We start from the raw sequence: 12,357 nt of genomic DNA on the forward strand, positions 1-12,357 counted from the left end.
GGCCAACCCTCACTATCGGCAGCTGTTTGAAGCGCTAAAGGAACCCGCGAAAGACCGCCAACCGAGGTTTACAGTCACTGGCGCCACGCTGGGGCGTGCGCGCCGAAACTAGGTGCCATACCTCTATTAGATGATGGCCGCCCTGGCCCGAAGCGGGGCGTCGGCGAAGCGAATGTGCCCCATGCCGACGCATTCGCGTGCCAGTTCGATCGTGTCGAAAAGCGTCTTCTCGTCGGGGCACCACGGCGATTTCGCCACGAGGCTTCCATTGTCGGTGACCACCTTAAACCGAAAACCACGTTGTTCATCCGCGAAGACGATGAAATTTCCCGACATATTGCCTGCCGCTCCTCTGCTGGTCGGGTTAGTTCTCACGCAACCCATGTGTCCCGCGCCACTAAGGCGCTCCTTACGAGTTTGCGCCACGGCCCAAGGTACTACCAAGTAACCGACGCAGGCCCGCCATGCCGCGCGGGGTGCCGCACGGGCCGGATTCCTGGCAGCCCGGACGACCCCGAGGACCGCTCCATTCATGGGTGCCTGGAGCCACGGCAACCCCCGGACAGTGGCCATCGGGTCCGCCGGCTACAGGTCCTGGCAATACGCTCAGAACCGTGCGGCCGGGCGCGGCGGATGACTCGGGTGGCCGCAGCGTCGCGACCACCCCTGAACGGACGAGGCAGCATGAACCACAAACTCCGGGTATTGGTTCGCGTCGGCTTCGACCGGAGTTGCGCCCGCTTCGAGAACCGGGGCAGGTGCCCGCCGGCGGTGTCCAGGCCCTCTGCACCATTGCTAGGCGTGCCAACCCCCTTGTGCCCGGCACTACTCTCGGGCTTAATCTGACGCGCCCCATGAGACAGTCACCCGACACCCATAGCGTAGGTGCGATTGTTCAACTCGACGATCTGCTGCTTCTCCTCGGCCGTGAGGTCCGGGGCCGCCAATCGGTCCTGAAGTACTGCAGACTTCCCCGCTATGGAGCGAACCACGTCCAATGTCGGCATCGCTCGCGAGTTGCCTTTTCATTTCTGCATATTGGCCTCGGAGCTCCGCTCTTCGGCAAAAGTAGCCTTGCGACCGTAAGTATTCAAGTGGCTTGCACGAGGCGTTGCTGAAAGCCATCGAGTATGAGGTCGAGGCCCACATCGAACTCGTCGGCAAATGAGTACGTTCCGTCGCTCATGAGCTCGCCGAGCATCCGCACGAGATACGGGTACTCCTCTGGACTCGGCGCGACATCCTCGGCGAATGTCCTCTCCGCCCCGTCGGCGGGGGTGAAAGGAAGGGTGGACTCCGTGAGGGCGAACCCGTACACGTAGGCATCGATCGCCGAGAACATGTGTGTGGCGAGAGCGGCCGAGAAACCGGAATTCAAGAGACATCCGTAGACTCGATCGAAGTTCCGGAGCAGCGGTGTGCCGGGCCGAGGCCGCGCCTCAATCATGCCGAGCGCCCACGAATGCCGCACGAGCACCGTTCGCGCCGACTGTGCCCGGCCGACCATCGCCGGTCGCCAGGGGGTATCGACTTCGGGAGCGCTGATCTGCTCGAATGCCCAGTCTGCGAGTGAGTCCAGCAGCGCGTTCTTGTTCGCGACGTGGTGATAAAGAGACATCGCCTCCACGCCCAGTTCGGCAGCAACGGAGCGCATGCTGACCGCATCGATGCCGCCGCGATCCGCGACCAGCGCGGCCGCCTCCACGATTCGTTCCTTGCTGAGTACCGCTCGTGTATTCATATTCCATTGACTCCTTACGAGTGTAAGACTACTATCATTTTCATCCTTACAGTCGTAAGGATGAAGCAACGGAGCCCATCGTGAAAACTCGTCAACCCGCCACCACCCTGGAAGACCAGCGGATGCCGGTACAAGCCAGGCTCGCGACAGCCTGGACCAGCTTCATGTTCCTGGTCATCTACGTCGACTACTTCGCCCTCTACAAGCCCGGCTTCATCGACGACCTCCGCGTCGGCGTCGTATTCGAGTTCGACACCAGCCCGGCGCTGATGACCGCGTTCCTCGCGCTCATCGCGATCCCGAGCCTGATGGTGGCGCTCTCCATGATGCTTCCCGCCAAAGTGAACCGCGCCACGAACGTCGTCGTGGCATCGCTGTACATCCCCGTTTCGATGTACAACGCGGTAGGTGAGTCCTGGTCCTGGGCCTCCTTCTATGGCCTCTCCATCGGAATCGAGGTGCTGCTCCTGGCCTACATCCTGCGCTCCGCCTGGACCTGGCCCCGCGCCGCGGGGCGAAACCTGGAACGCGTGAATGACCGCGCCGCCTACGCCACGACTATAGAAGGAAGCCCCCGGTGACCGGCGTGATCGAGGTGCACGACCTCACCCAGCGTCACCGCGCGACCCTCGCGGCACAGAACTTCGCCACCAGCGGGAATGTCCGCCTACTTGGCATTAAACCGTACGAGAACGCCAAGGCCTTCTCGCGCATGCGCATCGGGCGTGAGAGCCAGATCGCGACATGTCCCAACAGATGAGGGCCACCCGCCCCATTGCTGAGCAGCAGGGAGAGCGGCAGCGACCGAAGAGCGGATGGCTGGCAATCACCGGCCTCCTGCTGCTCAGCGCACTCCCCGTGCTGGGCGGCGCGCTTCGCCTGAGGGACGTGAGCGCCGAACCCGAAAGTACACTGTTCTTGGCCTCATCGGCGCCGATAGTTGCGCACATCGTGGCGATGAGCGTGTACTGCCTTCTCGGCGCATTCCAGTTCTCTCCGGCATTGCGAACTCGGCGTGGTTGGCACCGTACCGCCGGCCGTGCACTGATTCCCGCTGGATTCATCGCGGCACTGTCAGCCGTCTGGCTCGCTGTCTACTTCGGTGGCCCCCTCGATGAGCTTGCACTTGCGATGGTTCGTCTCGTCTTCGCCGTAGCGATGACCATGTTTCTTGTGTTGGGAGTGATCGCGATCAAGCGTCACGACTTCGCTGCGCACGGTGCATGGATGACGCGGGCCTTCGCCATCGCTGTCTCCGGCGGAACCCAAGCGCTCGTCTTCGCGCTGTGGACGATCATCATCGGTGAGGTCGACGTATTCGGCGAGGCAAGGCTCGTTGCGGCGGGTTTCGTGATCAACAGTGTCGTAGCGGAGTTGCTCCTCCGACGACGGTCCGGCCGGCGGATGCGCGGGGCGCCGTGCCCCCTGTCATTTTCCGAAGACGACTGCACGGAGTGTCTGAAGTCCTCTGCACTTGAGTGCCGCGGCTGCAAGCCGAACGGTCTGCGGGACACTACCCGCGAAGCTCTCCCCAACCGAACCCACTCTCCGCAACGAAATCCTGCAATTCGCTGCGCAAACGGGCCGTGAATCCGCTGGCGCCTTCGGGCGGATAAAGCCAGAACCCATTTGCTCCTCGTACACGAAGACTCGCAGAAGCAAGTCCTCACTGATGATCGTTGCCTGCGTGACCGGCTCGCCCTTCGTCGTCACCACAACCATACTGGTGCGCTCAAGTTCATTCGGAGTCAGAATAGCCTCAAGCGCTGGCCGTGCAGCGAGCAAAACATCTTCCACGATCATCATGTGTCCATGCTCGCAGCCGCCGAGAGCCTGGGCAAGGGAGGTGCCTGTTCAAGGAACCTCCACCGGGATAGCTCGCGTTGCCCGGCACGCGATCCCCCACTGAATCCTGCTCATCGGTCAGCGAAAGGTCGACGGGCATTGGCGGCGCAACGACGCACCGCACCGTGGCTTGAAATCGGAGCCAGGCACAGCAGTGCCGTAGTACATCACGGAAGGTCTGTCGTGGCGGTGCCTGGTTGTCTGCGCCGGGTGGTCAGCTCAGGAGTCCGCGAGGGCGCGCACTGCGCGTTCAATGGCGGGGCGCATGTCAAGCTCGGGGTCGACGGTGAGCCGGTGCAGGAGCAGTCCGTCACCTAGTGCCATGAGTGCCCTCGTCGCAGGCACGGGGTCGGCGATACCGACGGCGATTACGATCCCCTCAGTCCACCGCTCGAACTCGCGTCGCTGCCGCCGCAGCGGCTCGCCAAGCTCAGGGTCGTCGGCGAGTTCGAGGAAAAGGGCGTAGCGTGCGCGGGTGCGCGCGGCGAATGGCCCTGTCTGCAGTTCTGCCATGGCGCACAAGCCCTCGATCAGCTCGTCGACTCCCGAGATCGTAGGCATCGCGGCCGGCTGCAGATCGGCGCGCTCACGCTCGGCGATCCAGTTGACAATGCCGCCAAGTAGCGCCCGGCGGGTACGGAACCAGTTCGAGGTGGTCCCGGGCGGCAGGCCCGCTCGCTCATCAACCCGCGCATGGGTCAACGCGCGCACGCCCTCCGCGCCAAGCAATTCCACGGCCGCCTCAAGTCCGCGCACCCGGGTAGTTGCAGTCATCGACACCCCCTTCGGAAAGGTCTACTATGAACATAGTATCTCCGCCGCACCAAGGAGTCGCCATGTCAACGCCCACCCCGGCCTGGTCGCCACCGCTGCCGGAGGCCCCCGGCTTCGACCATTTCGTTGTCGAGACACCCGGTCTGCACACTCACCTCGCCGTAGTCGGCGAGGGCGAACCGGTCGTGCTGTTGCACGGATTTCCCCAGCACTGGTGGCAGTGGCACGCCATAGCTCCAGTCATAGCCGCAAGCGGCTACCGTGTCTACTGCCCCGACCTGCGCGGGGCCGGCTGGACCGTGTCCGACGACCCGCGCGTCGAACGCGAGACCCGTCTCCAGGACCTGCTCGCCCTCTTCGATGCTCTCCACATCGAGCGAGCCCACCTCGTCTCCCACGACATGGGTGCCATCACCGCGATGCAGTTGACCTACGAGCACCCCGAACGGGTTCGCACGGCAGTGGAACTCTCCGTGCCGCCGGGCTTCATGACGTTTAGCCCGAAGATCGCCTCGGGCTTCCGGCACCTGCCCCAGTTCATCTGGCACCGTCCCGGCACCTCGCTCCGTGGAGTCTTCTCCGAGGCGTACCTCGCCCACCCGATGTCGGAGGCAACCGCCGAAGCCCACCTCGCCCCGATGCGCCGACCCGACATCGATGGCGCGGTCCGTCCACTGAACCGTGGCATGATCCTGCCCGAAGCCATGCGCTTGAGTCGCGGAGTCTACCGCCGCCGGCGGCTCACTGTGCCGACCCTCTTCGTATTCGGCCGCCGCGACCAACCTTGGACGGAGGAGAATATGGGGCGCATCTGCCGCAATCCGGAGCGGTACGCCGATCGAGTCGAGTTCACTTACGTCGACGACGCAGCGCATTTCATCGCCGACGACGCCCCCTCCGCAGTCGCCGACCTCGCGATCGACTGGTTCGAACGAGCAGCTTGACGGGGCGCATCGCCGAACAGCAGGTCCGTTCCGGTCGAGGAACCCTCAGTGGGACGGACTCGTCCTCCGTTCGGAGATGACCGTCGTGTCGTGGACGGACTCATCTACCGGTCCCGGACCACCACGCAGTGGCGCAATGTGCCGCGGCAAGAGCTCGGGTCCTGGCAGATGCACGATTCGCGGCAGCTATTGCTCGACCGCCATCAGGCCCGGACGAATCACCTCATGCCGCTGGCGCTGTTCGATTCCCTACTCGCGGCCTTGGGAGAAGTCCGGGACCATGACGCTGGTTTCGTCGTCACGGTCGACCGCGGAGTAGGCGAGCTGGTTCGGGAAATCGTGCAGTGGATGCCGGCGCTCGGTCCGTGAGTGAGAAGTTGCTTAACCATTAGTTAAGTGATTGACTTAACCGCATGGAAAATCATTTGGAGGATCGGCGTGACCCGGCATCCGTGCGCGGGGCGCTCGAGACGATCAGCACTGACCGCGGCCGGATCGGCGAACGGGTTACCGCCGAAACATGGTGGGGTGCGCCTGCGCAGGGCTTGGGTGTGGCGCTTATGGTCGTGGCTCCCGCGGCCGGGCTGGCTTGGGCGTGGTTGCCCTTTGTCTTCAGCGTGGGGATCTTCGTCGGTGTTGAGGTGCTCTTTCGTAAGCGCAGTGGCCTCGGCATTACCCGACCGGCTGGTCCGCGCGGGCTCTGGTTGTTGGTTGCGCTCTTCTTGATCATCTTCTGCTCGTTTATGATCAGCATGGGACTCGCCCTGTTCGGCCTGACCGGATGGGTGGTTGCCATCGCTGTGGCTGCGGGTGTCGCCACCGCGCTCGTCGTCGTGGCATATGACCGCGCGTATGCTGCCGAGGTGCGCCGTGCGGGCTGACCCCCGTTTTGACGAGGCGATCCACGCGCCGACGCGGCTGCGCCTGTGTGCGATGCTGCGCCCCCTCGCCGACGCGGACTTCGCGGCGATTGCCGCGACGCTGGAGCTCAGTGAGGCAAACCTTTCAAAGACCGTGAGAAACCTCGTCGAAATTGGCTATCTCGTCACGAGCAAACAGGCCTCCCCGCAGCGGACGGACGCGCGCCAGACGACCACAGTCAAACTCACCGCGCAGGGTCGCCGCGCCTTCGATGGGCACCTCGCGGCGCTGCGGGCGATGGCGGGCGATTAAGGCGGGCCTCCCACTGGTGCCTTGATTGACGCCCGAGTCTGAGTGTGTGGCTTCTACTCTGGGTTCTCTTTCTCGTCGTTTGGGTAGCCTCCAGTGGGACAGCGAATCCAGTGGAGCCGTCAGAGGGCAAGCCGTCAATCGCCCGCACTTGGCGGCAGTTCGTCTCGATCAGCTCGCACCGACGAGCTGTCGATTCGGGGATCGTGTACTAGTGGCCGAGAGATGCGTGACTCGGCGGCCACGATCAACGACTCTGGGTGTAGCCGACCACCCCAATCGCATCACGCAGGGCGTTCGCGGTTTCTTCATCCACCTCGCCCATGCAGGAGAGGAGGCCGTGAACGGAAGGCTGATCCTCGGCGAGGAAGGCAGGCAAAGGCGCAGCATCGGTAGGTCACGATGCGTTGCCGGGATGAAATCGCGCGCCTGAGTCGCCCATCCTGACATCACAACTGGGCGGGTGTGTCATGGTCAGAAGGCGTCAGCACAGGCGGCCCCGTTCGTAGGCGGCGCGTTGAGCGGGATGTTTCATGTCAGGACGAGCTTGTTGCGTTCGGAAGCGGCTTGCTTGGTCTGGGTTCCTGCTACATTCGTGGTTACAGCCGGGATCGTTCTATGGGGGGAAATTTAATGTCTGAATCCAATGTACTCATGCCCACCACGCTTGAACTTTTGGTGACGCTGGGGTGGATTGCTTCTGCAATTCTGTTTGTCTGTGCACTCATTAGCCTGGGCCGCCACAGCAAGACACTAACGACTGGCGCGACGTCACTTTGGGCTGCAGTGATCATCGTTTTCCCATTTATTGGAGCAATCGCATGGTTGGATGCTGGCCGTAGGTCAGCTCGGCGACTCAACGCGACTCCGTAGAAGAAAAGTAAAGTCCGAGCCTGCCAGAGGGTATTGCGTCGATCGTTCAGCATGACGAAGCCACGCACAACGCCGTATCTGCAACAGGCACTAACCCCGTCGCAGCATGATCCCATCGAAGAATGCTGTCAGCTGCCGCGTGACCCCCAGCGGCAGCACGTTCGCAACATACTGGTCCGGACGGACCACCACCACGGCACCGCCGCGGCTGATCCCGCTGGCCTCGAAAATGTCGCGGGCAGGATCGGAGGCGTACACCAGCTCGTAGTCGATGAGCCCAAAAGGACCGGTGCGCGGCATGAACGTTGCCGGCACCCGGCGCAGGTCAACGCCTTCAAAGTCCTGCTGGGCAATGAGTTTCACGTCAAACACACTGTCAAGGTCAGCACCCGCAGGCGTGTACCGAAGCAGCGGTGACCCTGGCGAAAAGGACAGCCAACGCGCCCAATCCGCCAGTAAGGACGGCTCCCCCACGGCCGGGGAATCCGCAAAGACGTAGATGCGCCAGCGGCCGTCGGCCCGGTGGTGGTGGCCCAGCTGCACCGGGTTGGCATCGGCCACCCTGAGAACCGGCGCGGATTTGAACCGCTTGCCAATGGGAAACCCCGTGGCCAAGTCTTGGTGCACGGCGTCGCCAATAATCATGGACGGCTGGTACTGGGTCATGAAGCCTGCCGGAAACTCAAACGTCCGCACGTAGAAGTCCTCAAGCTCCGTGGGGTCCTCCATGTCCTCCGGCCGCATGGCCATGAGCGCTGACCACTGGAGGTCAAAGTCGATGAGGTTCTTGGCGATGACCTTCCGCTCAGCCGAATAGGTGGCCAGCAAGCTCGCGGGGCTGCGACCCGCCAAAACGTGCGCAATCTTCCACGCCAGGTTGAAGCCGTCCTGCATGGAAACATTCATGCCCTGGCCAGCCTTGGCGCTGTGCGTGTGGCAGGCGTCGCCCGTGATGAAGACCCGCGGCAGGCGGGTGTTGAGCTGGTCCAGTGGGACGTCGTCGAACCTGTCAGTGAGGCGGTGGCCCACCTCGTAAACACTGTTCCAGGCAACGCTCTTCACCTCCAGCGTGTAGGGGTGCAGGATCCGGTTGGCCTTGGCAATAATCTGCTCAACCGTGGTGTTGCGGACGCTGCCCATGCCGCCCTCCACCACATCGCCGAGGTCCACATACATGCGGAACAGGGAGCCACCCTCGCGCGGGATCAGCAGGATGTTGCCGCCGTCGCCGGACTGGATGGCGCATTTGGAGCGGATGTCCGGGAAGTCCGTGACGGCCAGAACGTCCATGACACCCCACGCGTGGTTGGCATGAATGCTGCTGTGCTTCGCCCCGATCGATTCACGAACCACACTGTGCGCCCCGTCAGCCCCCACCACATACTTTGCGTGGACAACCCGTTCGACGCCGGCCGCCTCGCCTTCCGTGCGCACCAGCGTCACGGCGACCGGATAATCACCCGAATCTGCAATGGACAGGCTGCGGAATTCCCAGCCGTAATCGGGTTTGATGCGTGCCGGTGAGTACGCCATGACCTCGGCAAAGTAGTCCAGCACCCGCGCCTGGTTGACTATCAGGTGCGGAAATTCGCTGATGCCCGTGGTGTCATCCGCGGCCCGCGCCGCCCGGACAATGGTGCTGTGGTCCGCGGGGTCCGGCTTCCAGAAAACGGTGGCCGTGATCCGGTAGGCCTCGGCGGTGATGCGCTCGGCAAAACCAAACGCCTGGAAGGTCTCAACGCTGCGCGCCTGAATGCCGTCGGCTTGGCCAATCGCCAACCGCCCGCCGCGGCGCTCCACAATGCGGGTGTTGATGTCCGGGAACGCGGACAGCTGGGCAGCGGTGATCATGCCCGCAGGCCCCGTACCCACAATCAGCACGTCCATCACCTCCGGCAACTCCGCCGGCCTGCTGATCCCTGTCCCGGCCGCGGGCTTGATGCGCGGATCCCCGGATACATAGCCGTGCTGGTGGAACTGCACCATCAACCCCTTCGCCGCGCACTCGATTCACTGTGATCATCATGTGCCACCTACGCACCCCAATCAAGGGGCGGAGGAGCTTCCTGCTCGCACGACGGCGTGGCTCGCCCGCGCCCGGACCCTCACCCCCACGCCGGAATCCGGCTACGGTTGAAGCTAACAGTCTCCGTCCCCAAAGGAATCACGTGGCCAAGAAGTCCAAGACGTCCAGCTCCGGCAATCCGGCAGCGTCCGCCAAGCCGAAAACAGTCCTCTCTTTCACGGATGCTGTGGCGCAGCGGGCACTGGATCCCCTCATGCCCGGGTTCCGCGCGTGGGCCAACGCAGAACGCGTGGACCCTGACCAACTCGACTGGCTGTGCAATCTCTTGGTCAGCTTCTTCAAGAACTACGCCCAAAACGTCCCTGCCGTGGAGGCATGCAACCTTGAGGTCCCCATGACGGCCAAGATTCTTGAATCTGCGGGCGAATTCCACCCTGAAATGCGTCTGGGGTTCGGCTTGGCACTGAACTCTTACCTGGAGTTCCTGTCATCAACGCGCACCTGGACGGGCACGCAAAACGATCTGACACAGCTATTGCACATGACAAACCCGGAACGCGCCGCAGCCAGTCACACGCTGTCGAAATATGTGGCACTGCCACAGCTCACGCCGCAGGAGGCCGGCGACGCACGCGCGGAACTGCCTTTCGTCCAGCGCGCCGTGGCCCTGCTGGAATGGATTGGCGAGGGCCGCAAGCTCACGGACACGCGCCTCTTGCCCCGCAAGGACATCGCCGAGGCTGCGGCCTGTGTCGGCATGAACGCCGTCGGATCAAATACCTCCCGGCACGACCCCCTCGCAGCGGCCGACGCTCCACGGCGCGTGACCTCCATGGTCCAGCTGCCGCTCCTGATGCAATATTGGCAGGCACTGATTGACACCAGGTTGATGGTGGTCTCAGCCAATCACGTCAAAGTGACCCGAATCGGCAAGGAACTGTGCGCCAATCCGGCCGCTGCCGAGCACGACACAGCAGTTCTGGCCTACTTCCTGTTCTACGACTTCGTCATCCCCTACGGCACTTTCGATCCCCAGGAATCCTTCCAAGCCTTGGTTGCCATCGCCCTGGCGGACGCCGCATCCAACAAGCCGGTGGAAGCGGAAACCCTCTTTGGGTCAGGCATCCTCACCGATCCCAAGGCGTTTCAGGCAGTGGCGGTGGCTTCCCAGCTCCGGCAGGCAGCCGAGCAGGGACTGGTGGAGATCGGCACGCACATCGTGGTCCCGCCGGCCCTGCGCAGCCCACTCGCCTCGGCGCTCCGACTCCTCGATGACAAGTGCGCTGAATTCGCCGCGAAAACCGCAGACCAAACCCGAGCAGCCAACCGGGCGCCGTCGGAAGCCACCTACCAACTCAAGATCCAGATCGATAACATCATCCCGGCCGTGTGGCGCACCGTGGACGTCCCCGCCGCGATCGCCCTGGACGAGCTACACCACGTCATCCAGCGCCTGTTTGCCTGGGAGGACACACACCTGCATGAATTCCGAATCGGCGACCACACCACAGGGGTTCGCTATGCCCCCGACGACCCCGAGGCCGATCACTGGGGCATAGCTCCCCTTAACGAAAGGGATGTCCCCTTGAATTCCCTGCTGGCCGCCCCCGGAGCAGCCATGCACTACCACTACGACTTTGGCGACGATTGGGAGCACACCATCACGCTGGCGGAAATCCTGCCGCCTGCCGGCCCGGGCAAGCTACCGCAGCTCACCGAGGGTGCCGGCCACGCACCCCAGGAAGACTCCTTCGGACCGCACGGTTGGATGGAAAAGGTGGCCATTTCCGGCGACCCCAGCCACCCGGAGCACCGGGACATCCGCGCATGGCTGGGGCTGCGGAAGGGCCAGGACATCGACCCGGACGCGTTTGACGCAGGCGCCGTCAAGAAGCGGCTGAAGGGGCTGGCCCTGTAGAGCTGCGGGCTGCACCTGCGGCAGCCAGGCTGCATGGGCGGCAGCTGTCTCCAAAACACTAGGTAGCGGCCAGTCTAGTTCGGCGGAACTCTGAACGTCTCGACCGTGAAATCAAGCAGCGCCTGTGCGCGGGGGCTGAGCCGGGAGCCTTCGAGCCAAATAGCCGACATGGTGGTCCGGCTGACCGGTGGATCCAGCGGGCGCACGGCCACGGGGAATCCCTCGAGGCTGACCGGAGCCCAGTTCGGACGGGACATCAAGAGCCCGTAGCCCAAACCGCGACCCACAAGGGCCTGGACCAAGATGACCTGTGGCATGTGTGCCACGATGGTCGGATGCAGGCCACGGTCAGCAAAGACTCGGTGGGTGTTGGCAGTACTGGGACTGGAGTCGTACATGATCAGCGGTTCCGGGGCCAGCTCGGGCAGATCGACGGTTTTCTGCCGCGCCAGCGGATGGTCAATGGGCAGCACCGCCTGCAACTCGGTCTCGTAGATGGTTTGGCGCTGGAACCCAGGCGGCAGCTCCATATCGTAAACAATGGCCAGATCCAGCCGGCCGTTCTCCAGCGCGGGCAGCAACTCGTCGTGGGTCCCCACCACCACCTCCACATCCACGCCGGGATGTAGCTTGGGGAATCCTCCCAATATGGCGGGCAAAACACTGGCGGCAAAACTGGCGAAGCAGCCCAGTTTCACCGGCCCCTTCAGCTGCCCGGCCGCCCCGCTCATCTCAGCCACCAGGTCCTCCGCCTCGGTCAGCAGTGCCCGGGCCCGCACGGCAAAGTATTCTCCGGCAGGGGTCAGCTTCAGCCCCCTCGCCTTACGGCGGATGCACAGCTGCTCACCTACGGCGCGTTCCAGTCGTGTGATTGCCTGTGAGAGCGCGGACTCGGAGAAATGCAGGGAGGCGGCCGCTTCGCTGAGCGTGGCAAAGTCAGCCAGCGCCACAAACAGCTCCAACTGGCGGAGAGTGAACTTGGACAAGGCATCCTACTTTCATAAAACCGAATAAGTTTGTCTGATTTTATAAGTTTACCCACGGAAATCTTGCTGTGACACTGATT

15 protein-coding genes are annotated in these 12,357 nt (G+C 63.3%); 9 read left to right on the plus strand and 6 right to left on the minus strand.

Going from position 1 to position 12,357, the window contains the following annotated elements; translation table 11 throughout:
- Positions 1-126: 126 nt before the first annotated feature.
- The 3 genes from ACX80Q_RS01425 to ACX80Q_RS01435 form a co-directional block, all read right to left on the minus strand.
- Positions 127-336, minus strand: a complete 210-nt coding sequence (locus tag ACX80Q_RS01425) for a hypothetical protein (RefSeq protein WP_459328734.1) — start codon at positions 334-336, stop codon at positions 127-129.
- A 527-nt stretch (positions 337-863) separates the two neighbouring features.
- A complete protein-coding gene (locus tag ACX80Q_RS01430) occupies positions 864-1,007 on the minus strand; it encodes a hypothetical protein (protein ID WP_459328735.1) in 144 nt (47 codons plus the stop codon).
- A gap of 83 nt (positions 1,008-1,090) precedes the next feature.
- On the minus strand, positions 1,091-1,741 hold the full coding sequence (locus tag ACX80Q_RS01435; protein ID WP_459328736.1) for a TetR/AcrR family transcriptional regulator: 651 nt from the start codon (positions 1,739-1,741) through the stop codon (positions 1,091-1,093).
- A gap of 80 nt (positions 1,742-1,821) precedes the next feature.
- Here ACX80Q_RS01435 and ACX80Q_RS01440 point away from each other — a divergent pair, with 80 nt between their 5' ends.
- Genes ACX80Q_RS01440 through ACX80Q_RS01450 form a run of 3 tightly spaced genes read left to right on the plus strand, consistent with a single transcriptional unit; the run spans position 1,822 to position 3,331 of the window.
- Entirely contained in the window at positions 1,822-2,322 is a 501-nt protein-coding gene (locus ACX80Q_RS01440; protein WP_459328737.1) for a DUF6326 family protein, read from the plus strand.
- Positions 2,319-2,501 carry a hypothetical protein gene (locus tag ACX80Q_RS01445; protein ID WP_459328738.1) on the plus strand — a complete coding sequence of 61 codons (183 nt, stop codon included), beginning with the start codon at positions 2,319-2,321 and terminating at the stop codon, positions 2,499-2,501. Before ACX80Q_RS01440 ends, ACX80Q_RS01445 begins: the two co-directional genes overlap by 4 nt.
- Positions 2,486-3,331, plus strand: coding sequence for a DUF2306 domain-containing protein (locus ACX80Q_RS01450; RefSeq protein ID WP_459328739.1), 846 nt, complete (start codon positions 2,486-2,488; stop codon positions 3,329-3,331). Before ACX80Q_RS01445 ends, ACX80Q_RS01450 begins: the two co-directional genes overlap by 16 nt.
- Positions 3,332-3,805: 474 nt before the next feature.
- On the opposite strand, the gene ACX80Q_RS01455 is transcribed toward ACX80Q_RS01450, so the two are convergent.
- Positions 3,806-4,360 carry a TetR/AcrR family transcriptional regulator gene (locus ACX80Q_RS01455; RefSeq protein WP_459328740.1) on the minus strand — a complete coding sequence of 185 codons (555 nt, stop codon included), beginning with the start codon at positions 4,358-4,360 and terminating at the stop codon, positions 3,806-3,808.
- Between the two features lie 62 nt (positions 4,361-4,422).
- Between ACX80Q_RS01455 and ACX80Q_RS01460 the strand changes: the two genes are divergently transcribed.
- The 5 genes from ACX80Q_RS01460 to ACX80Q_RS01480 all read left to right on the plus strand — a co-directional run bounded on the left by ACX80Q_RS01460 (position 4,423) and on the right by ACX80Q_RS01480 (position 7,347).
- Positions 4,423-5,304 carry an alpha/beta fold hydrolase gene (locus ACX80Q_RS01460; protein WP_459328741.1) on the plus strand — a complete coding sequence of 294 codons (882 nt, stop codon included), beginning with the start codon at positions 4,423-4,425 and terminating at the stop codon, positions 5,302-5,304.
- Positions 5,305-5,394: 90 nt separating this feature from the next.
- On the plus strand, positions 5,395-5,673 hold the full coding sequence (locus ACX80Q_RS01465; RefSeq protein WP_459328742.1) for a hypothetical protein: 279 nt from the start codon (positions 5,395-5,397) through the stop codon (positions 5,671-5,673).
- 44 nt (positions 5,674-5,717) lie between these two features.
- A complete protein-coding gene (locus ACX80Q_RS01470; protein WP_459328743.1) occupies positions 5,718-6,185 on the plus strand; it encodes a hypothetical protein in 468 nt (155 codons plus the stop codon).
- Positions 6,175-6,477, plus strand: a complete 303-nt coding sequence (locus tag ACX80Q_RS01475; RefSeq protein ID WP_459328744.1) for a transcriptional regulator — start codon at positions 6,175-6,177, stop codon at positions 6,475-6,477. The genes ACX80Q_RS01470 and ACX80Q_RS01475 overlap by 11 nt, the downstream gene beginning before the upstream one ends.
- A gap of 651 nt (positions 6,478-7,128) precedes the next feature.
- Positions 7,129-7,347 (plus strand): PLDc N-terminal domain-containing protein, encoded by a 219-nt coding sequence (locus ACX80Q_RS01480; protein ID WP_459328934.1) that lies wholly within the window; start codon positions 7,129-7,131, stop codon positions 7,345-7,347.
- A 90-nt stretch (positions 7,348-7,437) separates the two neighbouring features.
- Here the strand turns inward: ACX80Q_RS01480 and ACX80Q_RS01485 are convergent, their stop codons facing one another.
- The gene (locus ACX80Q_RS01485; protein ID WP_459328935.1) at positions 7,438-9,330 is read right to left on the minus strand and encodes an FAD-binding monooxygenase; all 1,893 of its coding nucleotides are present in this window, start codon (positions 9,328-9,330) and stop codon (positions 7,438-7,440) included.
- Positions 9,331-9,515: 185 nt separating this feature from the next.
- Between ACX80Q_RS01485 and ACX80Q_RS01490 the strand changes: the two genes are divergently transcribed.
- Positions 9,516-11,291: a plasmid pRiA4b ORF-3 family protein gene (locus tag ACX80Q_RS01490; RefSeq protein ID WP_459328745.1), complete on the plus strand. Its 1,776-nt coding sequence runs from the start codon at positions 9,516-9,518 to the stop codon at positions 11,289-11,291.
- Between the two features lie 74 nt (positions 11,292-11,365).
- Here ACX80Q_RS01490 and ACX80Q_RS01495 read toward each other — a convergent pair whose 3' ends face one another.
- Positions 11,366-12,277: a LysR substrate-binding domain-containing protein gene (locus ACX80Q_RS01495; protein ID WP_459328746.1), complete on the minus strand. Its 912-nt coding sequence runs from the start codon at positions 12,275-12,277 to the stop codon at positions 11,366-11,368.
- Positions 12,278-12,357 lie beyond the last annotated feature (80 nt).

Source organism: Arthrobacter sp. HLT1-20, assembly GCF_054510895.1.